Raw genomic sequence first — 18,821 nt, forward strand, 5'->3', positions numbered from 1 at the left:
GCGGTCAGCCCTGCTTCGCGAGGAACTCCCTCAGCCAGTGGTAGGACGCCTTCGGCGTGCGCTCCTGGGTGTCGAAGTCGACGTGCACCAGCCCGAATCGCTGGTGGTAGCCCTCGGCCCACTCGAAGTTGTCGAGCAGCGACCACACGAAGTAGCCGCGGACGTCCACGCCCTCGGCCTGGGCCCGCCGCATGGCCGCGATGTGGCCGTCGAGGTATTCGATCCGCGCCCGGTCGTCGACGCCCTCGTAGGAGCAGCCGTTCTCGGTGATGTAGACGGGCGGGAGCGCCGTGCCGTACCGGGTCTTGAGCGAGACGAGGAGTTCGCACAGACCGTCGGGGACCACGGGCCAGCCGAACGCCGTTGTTGGGTAGCCGGTGACGCCGGCGTCGGTGAACGGCAGGCTGTCGGAGCCCGGTCCCGCTATCCGGGTGGGGTTGTAGTAGTTGATCCCCAGGCCGTCGAGGGGCTGGGCGATGATCTCCAAATCCCCGGTACGGACGAAGTCCAGCTCTGCCATGCCGTACGCCGAAAAATCGGGATATGCGGACAGGAGGAGAGGGTCGTTGAACAGCCGGTTGTGCAGGGTGTCGTAGGCCTCGGCGGCGGCCAGGTCCTCGGTGGAGTCCGAGGCCGGCCACACGGGCGTGCAGTTGTTGGTGATCAGCACGCGCTCGGCGCCGACGCCGCGCAGGGCCTGTACGGCCAGGCCGTGCGCGAGCAACTGGTGGTGGGCCGCGGGCAGCGCGTCGAGGAACAGGGCCTTGCCGGGGGCGTGGATGCCGAGGCCGTAGCCGAACACCATGTGGATGAAGGGCTCGTTGAGCGTGATCCACGTCGTGACGCGGTCGGAGAGGCGGTCCGCCACGACGGCGGCGTAATCGGCGAAGTACGCGGAGACGTCGCGGTTGAGCCAGCCGCCCTCGTCCTCCAGGGCCTGAGGGAGATCCCAGTGGAAGAGCGTGGGCGTGGGGGCGATGCCCTTCTCGCACAGCGCGTCCACGAGGCGGTCGTAGAAGTCGAGACCGGCCGCGTTGACCGCGCCGCGTCCGGACGGCTGGACGCGCGGCCAGGAGATCGAGAAGCGATAGGCGTTCAGGCCCGCCTCCGCCATCAGCGCGACGTCCTCGGGCCACCGGTGATAGTGGTCGCAGGCGACGTCGCCGGTGTGGCCGTCTCGGATCCGGCCGGGTTCATGGGAGAAGGCGTCCCAGATCGACGGGCCCTTGCCGTCCTCGTGGGCGGCCCCTTCGATCTGGTAGGACGCGGTGGCCGTACCCCAGAGGAACATGCCGCCTCCTGCTCGCTCTTATGTGAGTAGAGCTCATGTTAAACCGCCTGCCGCCGGAATCGGGAGACAATGACGGAATGACGGACGCCACGGGAGGAACACTGCGTCGCCGGCCGGCCCAGCGTCGAAGTCAGGAGCGGGTCGAGCGGATGCTGGACGAGTGCGCCCGGCTGCTCGACGAGGGAGGGTACGACGCGCTGACGACCAAGGAGGTCGCGCGCCGGGCCGAGGTGCCGATCGGGACCTTCTACCAGTTCTTCTCCGACAAGCAGGGCCTGGTCAAGGCACTCGCGCTGCGCAATCTCGACGCCTTCCTCGACAGCGTGGCCACCCGGCTGGCCGCCGCCGCTCCCTCGGGCTGGACCGACGTGGTCGACCTGGGCATCGACGAGTTCGTGCGGATGAAGCGGACGGTCCCCGGGTTCGGCGTCGTCGACTTCGGCGAGGTCCAGGCGTCGCCGGGCGGCCCCGGCCTGCCCGGCACCCAGCGGATGCTGGACGCCGCGCTGGAGAACAACGTCATCGTGGCCGACCGGCTGCGCTCGCTCACCACCGACGTGCTCGGCCTGCCGCGGGGCGAGGAGACGGCGCGGGCGTTCCTGGTGGCCGTCGAGGCGGCGGACGCGGTCCTGAAACTCGCGTTCCGTGCCCACCCCGACGGCGACCCGGACCTGATCGCCGAGTGCAAGCGCCTGGTCCGCCGTTATCTCGCCGACCACCTCGTGTAGCCCGAGGTGTGATCAGGCGGGGAGGTCGAGACGCGCCCGCAGGTCGTCGTCGAGCTTGACGTCGGCGAGCAGTTCCTCGAGCTGGGCGAGCGAACTCACCCCCACGATCGGGACGATGCCCTGCGCCTGAAGCCAGGCGAGCACCACCTGGTTCCTGGTCGCGCCCAGTTCGCCGGCCACCTCGTCGAGCACGGCGAGCCGCCTGGCCGTGCCGGGATGGTCGTAGGTCTCCGGGAGAGGCTTGCTCGTGTACGCGCCCGAGAGCAGCGACGAGTAGACCCAGAGGGTCAGCCCGGGCTCGGAGCGCACGTAGTCCAGCGTCTCCTCGCTGACCTGCACATGGCCTCCCTCGGGCAGTCGCACGCCGGGGCGCGGGCGCAGGTAGGAGTGGCGGAGCTGGACATGGGTGTACGGCGTCCGGCCCTGCGCCGCGGCCAGTGATCTGGCCCGCTCCAGCCGCCACGTGGCGTGGTTGCTCGCGCCGATCTCCCTGACCTTCCCGGACGTCACCAGGTCGCCGAAGGCCCCGACGGACTCCTCCAGCGGCACCGAACGGTCCTCGATGTGGGCCCAGTAGACGTCGATGTGGTCGACGCCGAGACGCCGCAGGCTGCCCTCGGCCGCGTCCCGGATCACACGGGCCGACAGTCCCTCGGCCGAGTCGAGCGTCAGGTCACCGGGGACCGTCGGACGGCCCCCGCACTTGGTGCTCACGACGACCTGGTCCCGGTTTCGCCTGGAGGCGAGCCATCGGCCGATCGTGGCCTCGCTCTCGTCGCCGGTCGCGCCGGAGAGCCAGAAGGGGTAGTTGTTCGCGGTGTCGACGAGTGTTCCCCCGCCCTCGACGAAACGGTCGAGGATGGCGAAGGAGGTCTCCTCGTCCACGGTGGTCCCGAAGGGGATGGTCCCCAATGCGATCGTCATGCCGCCCACCCTGCAAGCTGGAGTGCACTCCAGCGCAACCCCCGAGTTTCCGGGGAGGACGGCCGCCACGCCCGGGCGGAACGCATGCCAGGATCGAAGGCGTGGTCGCCTACACCCCCGGACAGGTCGTCGAGGAGACGGGGTTCAGCCTCGACACCCTCCGTTACTACGAGCGCATCGGCCTGCTGGAACCGATCGGGCGCAACGCGTCGGGCCAGCGGAGATTCACCGAGGGAGACGTCAGCTGGCTCGGCATGGTCCGCTGCCTCCGGGACACGGGCATGCCCATCGCCGAGATGGTGCGTTTCGCCGAGCTGGTGCGGGCCGGCGACCAGACCATCCGGGAGCGCGTCGAGGTGCTGGAGGCGCACGACCGGAGAGTCGAGGAGCAGTTCGCCGACCTGCGGGAGAAGCAGGAGGCGCTCCAGCGCAAGATCCAGTACTACAAGGACGTCCTGTCCATCCCCGACGGCGTCTACGACGCCCAAGGGTGAGCAGGCGTCGTGACTCAGGTGTCGCGGTAGGCGTCGGCCTGCAGGTTGTAGAGGTCGGCGTAGAGGCCGTCGAGGGTGATGAGCTCCACGTGGGTGCCCTGCTCCACGACCTTGCCGTGGTCGAGGACGTAGATCCGGTCGGCATAGCGGACACTCGCCAGCCGATGTGTGATCAGCACGACCGTCCGGCCGTCGGCGTGCCGCCTGATCCGCTCGAACAGAGCGTGCTCGGCCCGGGCGTCCAGCGCGGCGGTCGGCTCGTCGCAGATCAGCAGAGGGGCGTCCCGGTAGAACCCCCGGGCGACGGCGATCCGCTGCCACTGGCCGCCTGACAGCTCCTGTCCGTCCTTGAACCGCCGGTCGAGCAGCGTGCGGTATCCGTGGGGAAGCTCGGCGATGACCTGGTCGGCCCCGGCCACCTCCGCCGCCTGGTGGATCGCCTCCTCGGACTTCTCCATGCCCATGGTGATGTTGTGGCGGGCCGTCAGGGGCCATCGGGTGTGATCCTGGGCGATGACCGCGATGTTCGCCCTGAGCCGGTCGGGATCGACCTGCCTCAGATCGGTCTCGTCCCACATGACACGCCCGTTGTCCGGGTCGTAGAGCCCCGCGAGGATCTTCGCCAGCGTGGTCTTGCCCGACCCGTTCTCGCCGACGAGGGCCACGACCTCCCCGCGGTCGACATGGACGGTGACCCCGCGAAGCGAGGGGGTGTCGGCAGCCGGATAGCTGTAGGTCACGTCTTCGGCCAGGATGCGGTCGAAACGGGTGGGCGCCTCACCGGTCCGCCCGGCCGGGACCCGCGACTCGGCCTGGGCGATGAATTCGAGGAAGTCGGTGAAGTACAGCCCTTCCTCGTAGAGCCGGTTGGTCGCGTACATGAAGTTGGCCAGGGACGTCTGGCCGGACCGGATGGCGAGCACCGCGGTGCCGGCCACCGCGAGCGGGACCGCGCCAAGAGCCAGGAGCAGGCCGAGCGCCACGAACACCGCGCCCTGCCCGATGCCGCCGAGCCCCTCGCCGGCCACGCGGGCGAACGTCTGGCGCCTCGCCAGGTCGAGCAGGACCCTCTGCTCCGACCGCGCGATGCGGTCGTACATCCGCAGCAGGAAGCCGCGCATGGTGAACGTGCGCACCTCGGCGGCGGTGTCCTTGTCCGCGAGCAGCTCGGTGACGATCCACTTGCGACGTCGCTGGGGCACGAGCAGGAGGTCGGTCGAGTAGCCCATCCGGGCCGCCCGCACCGCCGCCCACGCGTCGGGCAGGACCGCCAGGAGCAGCAACGGAAGAAGCACCGGGTGCAGGACGCCGAGCACTCCGGCGGCCGCCACGATTCCGATGGCGCCGGTGAGGCTGTCGATCGTGGTGCGCACCACCGCGTCGGCCGTGTCCATGCCGCGGATCCGCGCCCGCTGCAGCGAGTCGTGGAAGTCGGGATCGTCGAAGCTCACCAGGTCGACCTGGCTGGTCAGGCCATAGAGGCGCTGCTCGGCGATCCTGTCGACCTGCGGGCCGAGCCTGCTCTGCGCCCACCCGGCGCCGGCCTGCAGGACGGTCCTGATCGTCGCCGCGGCGCCGACCAGCAGGAGGCTGGGCAGCGCCGCCCGGACGCGGTCGGGAGTCGGGCCCGACTCGAACAGCGCGGTCAGCACACCCGTGGTTGCCAGCAGCCCGAAGGCGGTGAAGACGCCCCCGAGCACGCTCAGCACGACGGTCGCCGTCGTGTCGCGCGGACTCGCCTGCCAGGCCATGCCGAGCGCCTGCCGGATCAGGTACGGCAGGCGGCGCGCCACGGTGAGGAAGCCGACGCCCGCCATGGCGTCACCATGGCGGAACCACGTGATCGCGTCGAGATCAGCGAGGTCCGGCACATCCCCGTCCGGATCGGAGTCACCGGGGGGATCGCGTCGGGCCGTGCCGGGGGGAATGACAGCCATGCGTGTCAGTGTGAACACCCCGACCGACAATCCGCCACGGCCGGTGACCCTGACGTCACCCTGGTGCACCCGCTTTCCGCCGCGCGAAGCGGTGACGGTGCGGCCCGGCCCGTGATCGGCTTCCGGGCGGGACCTACACCTGCCGGGGCCGACCCGGGCCGAACCTCCGCCGGCCGGCCTCAGGCGCCGGGCCGGACCTCGCCCGAGCCCCGATCGATCAGCCGGGTGGGCAGCTCCACCCGGCGCGGCGCGTCCTCGTCGCCGGACAGCCGCTGGAAGAGCAGCTCCGCCGCCGTCCTGCCCAGACCCACCGGGTCCTGGGCCACGACGGTGATCTTCAGCAGGTCGGCCAGCTCGAAGTCGTCGAATCCGACCAGGGCGACGTCGGCCCCGTGGGGCTCGCCCAACCGCCTGCCGCCCGGCCCGAACGAGGCGAACGCGCGGAGGCTCGCGACGGTGGTCCGGCCGTTGCCGGTGAACAGCGCGGTCGGCGGGTCCGGCGAGTTCAGCAGGCGCTCGACGTCGGCCTGGACCCGCCCCTGGTCGACCGGGCCCATGGCGACCAGCCCCTCGTCGTACGGCAGGCCGGCGGCCGACAGGGCCTGGCGGTAGCCCTCCAGCCGCTCCGCCGCGGTGAAGATGGACGGGGAGTCGCCCACATAGGCGATGCGGCGGTGACCGTGGGCGATGAGGTGGTGGACCCCCGCTCGGGAGCCCCCGGTGTTGTCGCAGAGCACGGTGTCCGCCTCGGGGCCCGTCCCCGGAGGGCGGTCGGCGAAGACGGCGGCGATCCCGGCGTCGACCTCGGGTGTGAGGTATTCGTGGTCGTCGCCGGCCGGGACGATGATCAGCCCGTCGACGCGGCGGGCGCAGAAGGCGAGGACGAGGTCGCGCTCCCGAGTGGGGCTCTCGCCGGACGACCCGGTGAAGACGAGGTAGTCGTGGCCCAGTGCGATGTCCTCGACGGCCCTGCTCAGGCCCGAGTAGAAGGGGTCGGCGACGTCCTCGATCACGAGGCCGATGCTGGCGGTGCGGCCCTGGCGCAGAGTCCTCGCGCCGTCGTTGCGCCGGTAGCCGAGCCGGTCGATGGCGGCCTGGACGCGCTCGGCCGTGGCGGTGTTCACCCCGGGCTCGTGGTTGACCACGCGTGACACCGTCTTGAGCGCCACTCCCGCTTCGGCCGCCACGTCGTTCATGGTGGGTCGGCCGCGCCTCGTCTCTGTCACGGCTGGATCATCCCGCATCTCGGGTCCGGTGACGACGCCGTCGGAGTCTCAGCGTCGTGCGGCGGAGTCGCCCACACCGGTCGCCTGCAGATCGGCCTCGATTCTGGCGGCCGTGGCCAGCAGCGGCGGGAGCAGGTCCCTGCGGACCGATTCGAGCGTCGTACGGCTGGCGTGGGACGACACGTTCACCGCCGCGACCACCCGCCCGCCGCGGTCCCGGATCGGCGCCGCGATCGAGCGCAGGCCTTCCTCGAGCTCCTGGTCCACCATCGCCCAGCCCTGACCCCTGACCCGGTCCAGCTCCGCCCGCAGGGCCGCGGGCGAGGTCGTGGTCCTCGGAGTGAGGCGCTCCAGCGGCGAGCGTTCGAGTGCCGCGTCGATCTCCTCGGGGGTGAGCCAGGCCAGCAGCACGCGGCCCAACGAGGTGCAGTGGGCGGGGAAGCGGGTTCCGATGGCGATCGTGACCCGCATGATCCGCGCGGTGGGCACGCGGGCGACGTACACGACGTCGCCGTCGTCGAGCACCGACACCGACGCGGACTCGTGCACCTCGGCGACGAGCCGCTCCAGGTGCGGGAGGGCGACCTCGGGAAGCGAAAGACTCGACAGGTAGGCGTAGCCGAGTTCGAGGACGCGCGGCGAGAGCGAGAAGAGCCGTCCGTCGGTCCGCACGTAGCCCAGGCCGACCAGGGTGAGCAGGAAACGCCGCGCGGCGGCGCGCGTCATGTCGGTCTTGCGCGCCACGTCGCTGAGCGTGAGCTCCGGGCTGGTCGCGTCGAAGGCCCGGATCACCGACAGGCCACGAGCGAGCGACTGGACGTACTCCTCGGCCATGGACCCTCCCACCTCCCGAGCTGGAACTCTAGCGTCCCGACGTTGTTCGTATTTTGAACCGACGTTCTCAAGGCGAACGAGGTATGGGAAGAATCGTCCTCGTTTTCGTTGACGTTCGACGGGGTCGGGCGTAGCTTCCACTGTACGTTCCAACGAGAACTCTCGTTCGCAATGCGAACACATGTTGATCTGTCAGTTCGTCGTCGAAGGCGACGGCCTCGAGCAAGCCGATTCTCCTGGAGATCGCGGTCATCCCCGGCTCCGAGTTGCCCCATGAGGAGGATTTTTCATGACATTGATGGACGCGAAGATCTGGGCGGGATCGATCTTCAACGGAGAATGGGCGACATCGCGGGCCGGTGACGCTCCCGTCATGGAGCCGGCGACCGGCAACGAGATCGGCCGCGTGGGCCTCGCCGGTCCCGAGGACGTCACGGCGTCCGCCGTACGGGCGTACGAGGCACGGCGCGCATGGGCCGCCGCGACGTTCGAGGAGCGGGCCGCCGTCCTGCGCAGGGCGGGCCGGCTGTTCGAGGAGCACGCCGAGGAGATCCAGGGCTGGCTCATCCGCGAGGCGGGCTCCATCCCCGGCAAGGCCGCGTTCGAGGCCGCCGTGGCCGCCTCCGAGTGCTACGAGGCGGCGGCTCTGGCCTCCCAGCCTTCGGGCGAGCTCCTGCCGACGGCCCGGCCGCGGCTCAGCCTGGCCCGCCGCGTACCGGTGGGCGTGGTCGGGGTGATCGCGCCGTTCAACTTCCCCCTGATCCTGGCCATCAGGTCGGTGGCCCCGGCGCTCGCCCTGGGCAACTCCGTCGTACTGAAGCCCGATCCCCGTACGGCGGTGAGCGGCGGCGTGTCGATCGCGCGCGTCTTCGAGGAGGCGGGGCTGCCTCCGGGCGTGCTTCACATGCTCCCCGGCGGGCCCGGCGCAGGGGAGGCCCTCGTGGCCGATCCGCGCGTCCCGGTCATCTCCTTCACCGGGTCGACGGTGGCGGGCAGGAAGGTCGGGGAGATGTGCGGCCGGCTGCTGAAGCGGGCCCATCTGGAACTGGGCGGCAACTCCGCGCTGATCGTCCTCGACGACGCGGACCTCGATCTGGCCGTCTCCGCCGCCGCATGGGGCTCGTTCTTCCACCAGGGCCAGATCTGCATGACCACCGGGCGGCATCTTGTGCACTCGTCCCTCCAGGAGGAGTACGTCGCACGACTGGCGGCCAAGGCCGACCACATGCCGGTCGGCGATCCGGCCACCGGCCAGGTCGCCCTCGGCCCGCTGATCGACGAGCGGCAGCGCGACAAGGTCCATGCCCTGGTCACGGGCAGCGTGGAGGCCGGTGCGCGGCTCGCGGCGGGCGGGACGTACGAGGGGCTGTTCTACCGGCCGACGGTCCTCACCGACCTGACGGCCGACGCGCCCGCGTACGCGAACGAGGTCTTCGGTCCGGTCGCGCCGGTCATGCCGTTCGCCACGATCGAGGAGGCGGCGGCGCTGGCCGGGGACAGTGAGTACGGGCTGTCGCTCGGCATCCTGACGCGGGACGTGATGAAGGGCCTGGCCCTGGCCGACCTCGTTCCCACCGGCATCGTGCACATCAACGACCAGACGGTGGACGACGAGGCCGTCGCGCCGTTCGGCGGGGTGGGCGCGTCGGGCACCGGTTCCCGTTTCGGCGGCGGCAGGGCCAACGTGGACGCCTTCACCCACACCCAGTGGGTCACGATGCAGGGCGACATCGCCAGGTACCCGTTCTGAGTGCATGATCACGGCATGGGTTCGCGCAGGCCCGGGCGGGTGTGCGCGAACCTGTCCATGATCACGGCCGGGATCGGCGCAGGCGGGACGGGCCACCGCCGAATCTGTGCATGATCACGGCGAAGGGGTTGGTTATGGTTTGTGGGACGGTAAGGCATGTTGAGGCATTGAGGGTGTTCGTGGTTGCTCATGGGTAATCGTGGCCGACTGCTCCTTGTCGTCGGGTTCGTTCTGGCGGCATGGAACCTCAGGCCCGCGCTGGCAGGCGTCTCCCCGCTGCTGAACGAGATCATGGCCGACCTCTCCCTCTCCCCGGCCGCGGGCGGGGCGATCACGACGGTCATGGTGCTCTGCCTCGGCCTTCTCGGTCCGCTGGCCCCCGCCCTGTCCACCAGGCTCGGGCTCGACCGCACGCTGCTCGTCGGCCTGCTCATCCTGGCCGTCGGCGTCGTCGTGCGCAGCACGGGAGGCCTCGTCGGCCTGTACGCCGGAGCCGCCCTGGCGGGCACCGCGATCGCGATCATGAACATCGCCATGCCCGGCCTCGTGAAGCAGCACTTCCCGTCCCAGGTGGGGCTCCTCACGGGCGTCTACGTCTCGTGCCTGGTCGCGGGAGCGGCGGTGGCCTCGTCCGTCATGGTGCCACTGGCCGGAGAGTACGGCTGGCGGACGGCCGCGGGCTCGGTCGCCGTGCTCGCCCTGGTGGCGGCGCTGCTGTGGGCGCCGCAGGCCTTCCGGCGTCCCGAAGGGGGCGGTGGAAGAGCCGGCCGCGGGCGATACCGCACTCTGCTGCGGAGCAGGACCACGTGGGTGGTCATGTCCTTCATGGGGCTGCAGTCGCTGACGTTCTACGTCGTCCTCGCCTGGCTTCCGACGATCTTCCAGGACGCCGGGCTGCCCGCCGACGAGGCCGGGTACATGCTCGGGCTCACGAACCTGGCCCAGATCGCGGCGACCCTCACCGTGCCCATCCACGCGGGCCGGGCGCGTTCCCAGGTGCCGCACGTGACCGCGGCGGCCGTCCTCACCATGGTCGGATACGTCGGCGTCCTGCTCGCGCCGACGACGCTGCCGTGGCTCTGGATGATCGTCCTCGGCATCGGGCAGGGCGCATCCATCGCCCTGGCCCTGCTGATCATCACCCTGCGCGCCCCCGACCCGGCGTCGGTGACCGCGCTGTCGGCCGTCGCCCAGTCGAGCGGCTACACGCTCGCCGCGCTCGGTCCCGTCGCCTTCGGCCTGATCCACCAGGCCACCGGAGGCTGGACCGTGCCGCTCCTCGTGGGGCTCGCCGCCTGCGCCGTCCAGCTCGGGTCGGGTCTGTTCGCCGGCCGTCCCGCACCGGGTGATCCCGCCGTCCCCGAGGTGGCGGGGGCCGCCGCGCCTGGGGCGGTCACCCCGTCGCCCGGCGGTTCGCCGGGAACGGGCTGACGCGGCCGCGACGAGTGCCTCCCGGCCGTGTGAGCGTCTAAGCTTTAGGTAAGCCTTGCCTAAGTGAGTGGAGACGCCGTGCCCCTTGGAGCTCTCACCGAGAGTCTCGAAAGCCTCGCGGCCGAGAGGGACGGCGTGATCGGCGTGCTTCCCGGGCTCGTCACCCGGGACGCCGACGGCTGGATGCGGGTCTCCGACCTGGTGCGGGAGCCGTACGAGGGGCTGGCCGGGCTGGTGCGGGAGACGGCCGACCGGTGGGGCGCCCCCCGGCACGTGGGCGCGGCGCTGCTGTGGAAGACCTACGGCTACTGGCACACGTTGCCCATGGCGCTCGGCTGGCAGCTCGGGCGGCGGGTGCCGTTGATGCGGCTCGAGGACACCCTCGTGCGGTCGTCCGAGGCCGGCGTGACGATCGCGGCCGAGAAGGTGAGCGTCGCCGTCCTTCCCGGTGACCCGATGGCGGGAGCTCCCGGAACGGTGGTCGTGGACAGCCTGGGCGCGGCGATCAGGGAGGCGCTGCTCGACGGGCAACGGCCCGTCATCCGGGCCCTCGGGGCGCTGGCCAGGGTGGGGGAGCGAACGTTGTGGGGGTCGACGGCGGAGGCGTTCGCCGGTCCGCTGCTGGAGTTCGGGCCCTACGACCGGGCCGCCGCCCTCCTCGCGGAGATCGGGCGCCCCGTGGACGGCCTGATCGTCCCCCACGAGGACGGCTACCGCCGCCGCACCTGCTGCCTATGGGTGGCCATCCATCCCGACGACCCCTGCACGACCTGCTGCGTCCTCCCCACAACCCCTGGCCGTGATCATGCACACCTTCGCGAAGAAGCCGGCTGACCTGCCCGCCCCCTGCGGGTGATCATGCACAGTTTCGGGGAGCGCATCGCTGACCTGGCCGTCCTTCTGTCGTGATCATGCACACGTTCGTGGAGGCGAGTGCTGGCCTGCCTCAACGTGATGCGTGATCATGCACGATTTCGAGAAGGGGCGCGCCGAGCTGGCAAGATGCCGGTCGCGATCATGCATGGAGCGCCCTGGTGCGACGGCGGATCGTGCATGATCACGCGAAGTGTTTCCGCGAATCAGCGCACCTGAAGCCGAATCCATGCATGATCACGAATCGCGTTAGGGCACGTCAGCGGCCACTTCCGCGAAGGTGTGCATGATCACGGGAAAATGGTTGAGCAGCTCGCGGGGCATGTTCGCGAGAGTGTGCATGATCACGCGGGGTCGAGGGGGCGGAGTTCGTCGGCGTAGCTGACCGACAGGCGGCGCATCATCCCGTCCTGGTTGATGGAGTACTGCCCGAGCCGCCACAGGGGCGGGGAGTATGCGTGGATCGACACGCTCCCGTGCTGTGCTCCGGTCAGGCGGTGGATGTGGTCGGGGCCGAACGTGAACGAGTCACCCTCGGCGACGGCCGTCTCGAGGTGCTCACCGCCGATCCTGGGGTTGCACTCCTTCAGCTCGCCGGCCACCACGCGGACCGCTCCCGAGGAGATGTCGTGGTCGTGCCAGCCCGTGTCGTCCTCCGGGCGCCAGCACAGCAGCCACACGTCCACATAGGAGTCGCGGTAGAGCGAGGCGTAGTGACGGCCGCCGTCCTCCGCGCCCTCGAAGTTGAGGTGCTCCTCCCACAGCTGGGGCTGCGCCGCGAGTTCGTTGACCAGTTCGGAAAGTTCGCGGCGGTCGAGAGCGCGGGCAGGGAGCTCCTCGAAAGGAGCACAGCGCTCGCTGACCTGGACGGTGGGGGTGCTCATGACTGCGACTCCTTTCGTTTCAACATGCGATCGGGATTGCTCACGCGGATGGCGTGGCGGGCGGCTTCGCCGAAATCGGGCGAGGGGGCCTCCGCGTACGGAAGGTCCGAGCCGTTGACGACGACGTCGATGCCTAATTCGCGGACGACGGCGTCGATGGCCCGCGGCCCGTAGGACGAGGTCTCGACGAACATGTTCGTGTCCACGAGTCCGCGGCCGGAGCCTCCCCGGTTGATCTGGCGCTCCGAGTGGAGGGGCGCCAGCCCGGCCAGCAGGGCGAAGCAGATCTTCAGGTGGGGGTGCCTGGGCCGGCCGAAGGCCTGGAAGGCGTACCACGAGGCGTGCATCTGCTGGACGTACGGAACCACCGCGGCCCACCAGGACGGACCCTGCGGCGTGGCCGCGGGCCCGGGATGGACGAAGAGCGGCAGCCCGCGCTCCTCCAGTACGCCGAGGAGCGGGGCGACGGCCGACAGGCCGGAGGCGTCCCCCAGGGCGGTGGCGGGCAACTGGAGGCCGCGGAAGCCCTGGTCGAGGGTGTGCGCGAGCCGTACGGCGTCGACGTCGGTCACCGGCGCCGCGGCCCAGGCGCCGAACGGGGAGGGCAGGTCGCGGGCGCCGGAGTGGTAGGCGTCGATGAGTGGCCACGCCTCATCCGGCGGCAGGTGCTCGATGCCCAGAGGGCTCGACAACGAGATGAGCGCGAGGTCGAGGTCGGCGTTGAGTTTGAGCCGCGCGTCCAGGTCGTGGGCGCCCGGGTCGACCTCGTAGGGCGCCTCGCCGTCCAGGACCAGCGTCCAGCCGTCGAGGAGCGGCGGCTCGGTGCGGCGCCGCAGGGCGTCGAGGAACGACGGCGTCCACAGATGCTGGTGCACGTCGATGGCCATCGTCACCTCCTGTTGCCCTAATTCCCGACTGATAATACATGTAATCGGAGGGAACGGCCTTGTCAAGACGCTGAATCGCTTCACTGATACGTTTCAGTGAAACGCTTCACCTCCGAAGGTGTCAAGACGGGAGCCCCTGTCCGGCATAGGGTTACCGAGTGGCTCAGCGTAAGCGCGCGACTATCCGGGAGGTGGCACAGGCGACCGGCCTGTCACCCGCCGCGGTGAGTTACGCCCTGCGTGGCATGCAGGTCTCCGAGGAGACCATGCAGCGGGTACGGCAGGCCGCCGCGGAGCTCGGATACGAGGCCGACCCGATCGCCCGGGCCCTCGCCAGCGGCCGAACGGGGATGATCGGCCTGCTCTGCGGTTCGCTGGAGGATCTGTGGCAGCAGTCACTCGCCGTCGGCATCGGGCGGGCCCTGCGCGACAAGGACCGGTACGCGCTCATCCTCGACGCCGCGGGCGACCCGGCACGGGAGCGCACCCTCGCACTCCAGCTCAGAGACCAGCGGGTGGACGGGCTGATCGTGCAGCCGGTGGACCCGGCGGCCAGGTTCTGGGCCGATCTCGCCGACTCCCTGCCCGTCGTGGCCATCGGCGACGCCCTGCTGCACGGCCACACCGCGGCCGAAGTGGTCTTCGACAACCGGCGCGGGGTCACGATGGCGCTGGAGTACGTCAGGGACAAGGGCCACCGCCACGTCGCGGTGCTCACCCCGACCCGGCCGAGCACCCCTGACCGCCCCGCCGACGTCCATGTGATCGCCGAGGCCGAGCGCCTCGGCCTGGACATCGACGTGCGAACGGCCGGGCAGGGCCTCGCAGACTCGGCCGAGGTCGCGACCGGGCTCCTGACCCGGCCCGACCGGCCGACCGCCGTGTTCTGCTTCTCCGACTCGATCGCCTACGGCGTGTACAAGGCGGCAGGAGAGCTCGGGCTCTCGGTGCCGCAGGACGTCGCGGTGATGGGATACGACGACCATCCCATGTCGGAGCTCCTCGGTCTGACGACCGTGAACTGGGACCTCGATGGCATCGTCCGGGCCGCCGTCAAGCTCGTCGTCGCCGCCTCGGACGGCAAGGCGCACCACCGTCGCATCGTTCAGGCGCCCGGCCTGCGTGAACGCCTGTCGGTCCAACCGCCCGCCCGCCGGTGAGGCGCGCGGCGCGCGTGCGCTAGGCGAAGGCCGGCAGCGCCGCCCGCGCGGCCTCGATGTCGGCGTCGAGGGGGCGGTCCTCCATGCGCGGGTCGAGCGGAACGTCGCAGGACAGGCCGCGCTGCCGTTGCGCGCGCACGGCCGCGACCAGCTCACAGGCCAGGACGATCTCGTACGGCTCCCGCGTCGCGAGGCAGGCCCGCGCCGCCTGGGTGCCGAACCCGGCGTGGTCCTCCACGCTGCGGGACAGGACGGCGCCCCCCAGCGTCACGGGCGCGGCGAGATTACGCAGCGTGGCGAGGGCGTCGTAGGCGACGTATTCGAGGATGAGCGCCCCCGAGGCGCCCGGCCGGTCGGCGAGGAACGGGATCAGGCCGGTGTAGGCGGGCTCCATCATCGTGGCCAGTCGCGCCGTCGACAACGACGCCGTCTGGACGAGCGCGGCGCGCAGCCCGTCGAGGGCGAGGGCGACGGGCGCGGTGTGGAAGTTGCCGTTGTGCCAGGCCCTGCCGCCCGCGATGAGCGGGTTCTCCGCCGCGGAGTTCATGTCGGTCGTGACCACCCGCTCCGCCATGTCGAGCGCGTCGAAGGCCGCCCCGTGGACCTGCGGAAACGCGCGGTAGCCGTACGGGTCCTGAAGGCGGGGGGACGGCCCGCCGGCGAGCCGGCGGCGCAGGCGGGTGGCCACCCTGGCCTGGCCGGGATGGCGCCGCGCGTCCTGCACGGGCTGTTCCAGTGGTTCGTCCGACGCGTCGACGGCGCGCCACGAATGGGCGGCCACCCCGATGGACGCGCCGAGCAGCGGGCGGAGCCCCGCGCAGGCCAGCGCGGCGTCGCCCAGCGTCATGGCGTTGGCGCTCATGAACGGCAACGCGTCGGACCCGGACAGCGCGAACGACGGCGCCTCGTCCGGCGACCAGGGGGCGCGGCGCCAGGGGACCTCGCCCGTCAGGCAGAGCGCGGCTGTGGACAGGGCCGTCAGGTCGCCCGTGCCGATCGCGCCGTACAGGCGGACGGGGGGCGTGAAGCCCTCGTTGATCGCGTAGGCGAGGACGGGGAGGACGCCGGGATTGACGCCCGACCCGCCGCGGAGGATCTGGTTGAGGCGGATCACCAGCATCGCCCGGGCCCGCTCCTCCTCGACCAGCGGCCCGGCGCCGCCCGCGTGGCTGCGCGCGAGGTCCATCCCCTGCGCGTGCACGGCCACGTCCTTGTTGGCCCCGACGCCCGTGGTCCGGCCGTACACGGGGCCGTGCAACTGGCCGGAGGCATGCCAGGCGGCCTGGGCCGCGGCCGTCGAACCGACCGCGACCCGCGCCTCGCCGCGGGCCACCGCGCCGACCTGTTCGCAGGTCAGCGTGGTGCCGTCGAGAGTGATGTCAGTCGTCACCGAGGATCATGTTGAGGACCCAGCTGATCACACCGACGATGAGCGCGCCCCAGAATGCGGCGACGAACCCGTCGACGTGGAACGGCAGGTCCACCTGGTCGGCCACCCAGCCCGTGAGCAGCAGGAGGGCGGCGTTGACGACGAGGGCGAACAGGCCCAGTGTCAGCACATAGAAGGCGCATCCGATGGTCTTGATGATCGGCTTGAGCACCGCGTTGACGAGACCGAAGATGAGCGCGACGGCGATCAGGGTGCCCGCCTGCTTGGCGGCGCTGCCGGTGTTCACCGTGATGCCGTCCACGAGCTGTGTGGACACCCACAGAGCTCCGGCGACGATCAGCACCTTAAGGATGAACTTCAAGGGGGGGATCCTTCCATGATCGGAAAAGCGGGTGTCAGACGGCAGAGACGGACAAGCATGCTCGCCCCGCCCTCCGCCCGGCAAGCCCGCCGACCGCCCGCTGCGCACTCGCGACGACCCGCGTCGCTGACTCGTTGCGATCGTATAGTTCGGCGGTTCCCGCGCCGCCGGGCGGGCTCCCCGGTGGCTCCCGCCCCGCCGCTCAGATCTTGGGCAGGCGGGACATGAGGAGCGGTGCGAGGAGCTGGGAGTACTGCTTGGTCATGTGGCCCTCGTCCCGGTAGACGAGCAGGTTGCCGATGACCGGCGGGCACGTGCCCACCGTGCCGCAGAACCAGCTGGTCGGGTCGATAACCTTGATCTTGGCCTTCTTCGCCGCGGCGGCGATGGCCGCGCGACGGGCGGGCGAGTGCAGCGCCTTGGGGAGCTTGTTCGTGCACAGGGTCAGGACCCGGGGGTTCTGTGCCAGGCACTCGGGCGCGTCGCTGCTGGGCCAGGGGATGTCCTGGATCAGGGTCATCTTCGTGCCGCGCGCGTTGATCTGCTTCAGCGTCGCCGCGAAGCCCGCGCCCCAGGCCGCCGCGTTGTCGGTCTGCTTGGGGAAGATCGTCCCGTCCTCCGACGAGGACATGACGACCAGGGCGGGGTGGAGCCTCTTGATCCTCGCGATCGTCTGGGTCCGCCAGGTGTCGCAGGTCTCGTACGCCTTGCCGGTGCGGACCAGCGTGATCGACGAGACCTTGCAGGACGCCTTGGTCCACGAGTAGAGCTTCCAGTGGTTCTCCTTGGCGAGCGTCTCCATCGCGGGGAACCAGCTCGCCGCGTGGGAGTCGCCGAAGAGCACGACCACCTTGCTCGAGGTGAGGTCGCCGAAGGCGCACTCGGGCATCGAGACGTCGTCGTAGCCCACGTGGCAGCCGTCGTCGTAGACGATCGCCTTGTCGTCCTTCACCGTGGTGAGCGAGGGCGACAGGTTGCCGGGAAGCCGCTCCGGCGGCACGCCGCCGCCGATGGCCGACTTCAGGAACGCCTCGGCGTCCTGCGCCGACGCCATCCCGGCCGGCAGGTCCGCGACCGGCGGGCCGTACGGGATCGAGGGGGGCACGGTGGCGGCCACCAGGGCGATCACCGCCGCGCCCGCGGACAGGGTGACTCCGAGTGAGATCGCCCGTCCCGGCCGGTTCTTGAACGCGCGGTGGAAGCGGACCGGGTTCTCCACCAGATAGAGGGTGACGGCCGCCAGGACCAGGCCGATGGCGCTCAGCGCGAGATTGACCTTCAGCGTGCCGTGCAGGCCGAGAGCGGCGGGACCGATGACGAGGAGCGGCCAGTGCCAGAGGTACCAGCCGTAGGACAGCCCGCCGATGCGCTGGAACGGCGCCAGTCCCAGGAGCAGCCGTGTGTCGCCGCGCGCCGACGCGGTGCCGCCCGCGATCACCATCGCGGTGCCGACGACGGGCAGGAGCGCGTGGTAGCCGGGGAAGGGGGTGTCGTTGTCGTAGATCACCGCCCCGGCGAGGATCGCGGCCAGGCCGGCCCACGTGATGACGGCGGCGATCCGGCCCGGTGTGCGGGCGAGCCGCGCGGCCGCCAGCGCCACGAGGGCTCCCGCGCCCAACTCCCAGACGCGGGTGTGCGAGCCGAAGTAGGACCAGGGGGCGGAGCGCGGGGTCTCCACGATGCTCAGCACCAGGGAGGTCGCCGACAGGGCGATGAGCGGCACCGCCAGGTAGCGGGTACGGCTGCTGCGGCCGCCGCGGCCGAGGAGCCAGGCGGAGACGATCAGTAGGAGGGGCCACACGAGGTAGAACTGCTCCTCGACCGCCAGCGACCAGAAGTGCTGGAACGGCGAGGGCGGAGCGCCCTCCTGCAGGTAGTCGGTACCGGTGATCGCCAGCCGGAAGTTGATGGCGTAGAGCGTGCTGGCGAGGGCGTCCTTGGTGTATTCCGCGAACCTGACCGGCGTGAGCCACAGCCAGGCGCCGATCACGGTGAAGACGACCACGATCGTGGAGGCGGGCAGGAGCCGCAGGGCCCGCCGCGCGTAGAAGCGCCGGATCGAGATGCGGCCGGTGGTGTCGAGCTCGCGCAGTAGCAGCGAGGTGATCAGGAAGCCGGAGATCACGAAGAAGACGTCGACGCCGATGTAGCCACCGGCGAACAGGCTCACCCCGGAGTGGCTCAGCACCACGAGCGACACGGCGATCGCGCGCAGTCCCTCGATGTCGGTCCGCTTCCGGGTGTGCGAGGTGGAGGCGGGCGCGGTGTGCTCGATTCTTTCCAGCGGCACGGGAGTCGCGTGCGTCACTGTGCGTTTCTCCCGGCGGCCGGTGCGATCATTCGCGAAGCTGGCGGGGATTTCCGGGGAGACGGCATAGCGACAAACCGAAACATAACCGTCGTACCTGGTCAAGGGATGGTCCGGAGGTGTTCCGCTGAAGTTCATGCGAGTTTCATATAGGTGGCGAACAAATGTCTACAGGGTGGGGCGAATGGGGCTCATGCGCGTTCGGGGGGCTCGTGCCCGGCGTCTCGGAGGCGTTTCGGAGGCGTCTCGGAACAGCCTCCGGTGCGCCTCCGGGGAGAGGGGGTCGGCAAAGGGTTCGTGGGCTCTGACTACCCTTTTCTCTGCCATGGGCATAACCGGGGCG

At 70.7% G+C, this 18,821-nt stretch carries 16 protein-coding genes; 6 read left to right on the forward strand and 10 right to left on the reverse strand.

Features of this window, described 5'->3' with window-relative positions; all coding sequences use genetic code 11:
* Nucleotides 1–4 precede the first annotated feature (4 nt).
* Nucleotides 5–1,291 (reverse strand): GH1 family beta-glucosidase, encoded by a 1,287-nt coding sequence (locus Pka01_RS25615; RefSeq protein ID WP_203885421.1) that lies wholly within the window; start codon nucleotides 1,289–1,291, stop codon nucleotides 5–7.
* Nucleotides 1,292–1,368: 77 nt separating this feature from the next.
* Between Pka01_RS25615 and Pka01_RS25620 the strand changes: the two genes are divergently transcribed.
* The gene (locus tag Pka01_RS25620) at nucleotides 1,369–2,019 is read left to right on the forward strand and encodes a TetR/AcrR family transcriptional regulator (RefSeq protein ID WP_203885422.1); all 651 of its coding nucleotides are present in this window, start codon (nucleotides 1,369–1,371) and stop codon (nucleotides 2,017–2,019) included.
* Nucleotides 2,020–2,031: 12 nt separating this feature from the next.
* On the opposite strand, the gene Pka01_RS25625 is transcribed toward Pka01_RS25620, so the two are convergent.
* Nucleotides 2,032–2,943, reverse strand: a complete 912-nt coding sequence (locus Pka01_RS25625; RefSeq protein WP_203885423.1) for an aldo/keto reductase — start codon at nucleotides 2,941–2,943, stop codon at nucleotides 2,032–2,034.
* A gap of 101 nt (nucleotides 2,944–3,044) precedes the next feature.
* Here Pka01_RS25625 and Pka01_RS25630 point away from each other — a divergent pair, with 101 nt between their 5' ends.
* Complete coding sequence (locus Pka01_RS25630) at nucleotides 3,045–3,437, forward strand: MerR family transcriptional regulator (protein ID WP_239115292.1); 393 nt, start codon at nucleotides 3,045–3,047, stop codon at nucleotides 3,435–3,437.
* 14 nt (nucleotides 3,438–3,451) lie between these two features.
* On the opposite strand, the gene Pka01_RS25635 is transcribed toward Pka01_RS25630, so the two are convergent.
* From Pka01_RS25635 to Pka01_RS25645, 3 genes are all read right to left on the reverse strand, one after another.
* Nucleotides 3,452–5,374: an ABC transporter ATP-binding protein gene (locus Pka01_RS25635; protein WP_203885425.1), complete on the reverse strand. Its 1,923-nt coding sequence runs from the start codon at nucleotides 5,372–5,374 to the stop codon at nucleotides 3,452–3,454.
* A 179-nt stretch (nucleotides 5,375–5,553) separates the two neighbouring features.
* Complete coding sequence (locus tag Pka01_RS25640) at nucleotides 5,554–6,600, reverse strand: LacI family DNA-binding transcriptional regulator (protein WP_239115293.1); 1,047 nt, start codon at nucleotides 6,598–6,600, stop codon at nucleotides 5,554–5,556.
* A gap of 48 nt (nucleotides 6,601–6,648) precedes the next feature.
* Nucleotides 6,649–7,434, reverse strand: a complete 786-nt coding sequence (locus tag Pka01_RS25645; protein ID WP_203885427.1) for an IclR family transcriptional regulator — start codon at nucleotides 7,432–7,434, stop codon at nucleotides 6,649–6,651.
* A 289-nt stretch (nucleotides 7,435–7,723) separates the two neighbouring features.
* Between Pka01_RS25645 and Pka01_RS25650 the strand changes: the two genes are divergently transcribed.
* The 3 genes from Pka01_RS25650 to Pka01_RS25660 all read left to right on the forward strand — a co-directional run bounded on the left by Pka01_RS25650 (nucleotide 7,724) and on the right by Pka01_RS25660 (nucleotide 11,449).
* Nucleotides 7,724–9,184: a benzaldehyde dehydrogenase gene (locus Pka01_RS25650; protein WP_203885428.1), complete on the forward strand. Its 1,461-nt coding sequence runs from the start codon at nucleotides 7,724–7,726 to the stop codon at nucleotides 9,182–9,184.
* Between the two features lie 189 nt (nucleotides 9,185–9,373).
* Complete coding sequence (locus tag Pka01_RS25655) at nucleotides 9,374–10,615, forward strand: CynX/NimT family MFS transporter (protein ID WP_203885429.1); 1,242 nt, start codon at nucleotides 9,374–9,376, stop codon at nucleotides 10,613–10,615.
* Nucleotides 10,616–10,693: 78 nt separating this feature from the next.
* The gene (locus Pka01_RS25660; protein WP_203885430.1) at nucleotides 10,694–11,449 is read left to right on the forward strand and encodes a hypothetical protein; all 756 of its coding nucleotides are present in this window, start codon (nucleotides 10,694–10,696) and stop codon (nucleotides 11,447–11,449) included.
* Nucleotides 11,450–11,832: 383 nt separating this feature from the next.
* Here Pka01_RS25660 and Pka01_RS25665 read toward each other — a convergent pair whose 3' ends face one another.
* Together Pka01_RS25665 and Pka01_RS25670 are read right to left on the reverse strand one after the other, a co-directional pair.
* Complete coding sequence (locus Pka01_RS25665) at nucleotides 11,833–12,372, reverse strand: cysteine dioxygenase (RefSeq protein WP_203885431.1); 540 nt, start codon at nucleotides 12,370–12,372, stop codon at nucleotides 11,833–11,835.
* Nucleotides 12,369–13,259, reverse strand: coding sequence for an amidohydrolase family protein (locus Pka01_RS25670; RefSeq protein ID WP_203885432.1), 891 nt, complete (start codon nucleotides 13,257–13,259; stop codon nucleotides 12,369–12,371). The genes Pka01_RS25665 and Pka01_RS25670 overlap by 4 nt, the downstream gene beginning before the upstream one ends.
* A gap of 158 nt (nucleotides 13,260–13,417) precedes the next feature.
* On the opposite strand from Pka01_RS25670, the gene Pka01_RS25675 reads away from it, so the two are divergent.
* Nucleotides 13,418–14,419 (forward strand): LacI family DNA-binding transcriptional regulator, encoded by a 1,002-nt coding sequence (locus Pka01_RS25675; RefSeq protein ID WP_239115294.1) that lies wholly within the window; start codon nucleotides 13,418–13,420, stop codon nucleotides 14,417–14,419.
* Nucleotides 14,420–14,438: 19 nt separating this feature from the next.
* On the opposite strand, the gene Pka01_RS25680 is transcribed toward Pka01_RS25675, so the two are convergent.
* From Pka01_RS25680 to Pka01_RS25690, 3 genes are all read right to left on the reverse strand, one after another.
* On the reverse strand, nucleotides 14,439–15,809 hold the full coding sequence (locus Pka01_RS25680) for an aromatic amino acid lyase (protein WP_203885433.1): 1,371 nt from the start codon (nucleotides 15,807–15,809) through the stop codon (nucleotides 14,439–14,441).
* On the reverse strand, nucleotides 15,799–16,170 hold the full coding sequence (locus Pka01_RS25685) for a phage holin family protein (RefSeq protein WP_203885434.1): 372 nt from the start codon (nucleotides 16,168–16,170) through the stop codon (nucleotides 15,799–15,801). The genes Pka01_RS25680 and Pka01_RS25685 overlap by 11 nt, the downstream gene beginning before the upstream one ends.
* Nucleotides 16,171–16,372: 202 nt before the next feature.
* Nucleotides 16,373–18,478, reverse strand: coding sequence for an acyltransferase family protein (locus Pka01_RS25690; protein WP_203885435.1), 2,106 nt, complete (start codon nucleotides 18,476–18,478; stop codon nucleotides 16,373–16,375).
* Between the last annotated feature and the right edge of the window lie 343 nt (nucleotides 18,479–18,821).

It is taken from the genome of Planotetraspora kaengkrachanensis (genome assembly GCF_016862895.1).
Taxonomy (GTDB): domain Bacteria; phylum Actinomycetota; class Actinomycetes; order Streptosporangiales; family Streptosporangiaceae; genus Planotetraspora; species Planotetraspora kaengkrachanensis.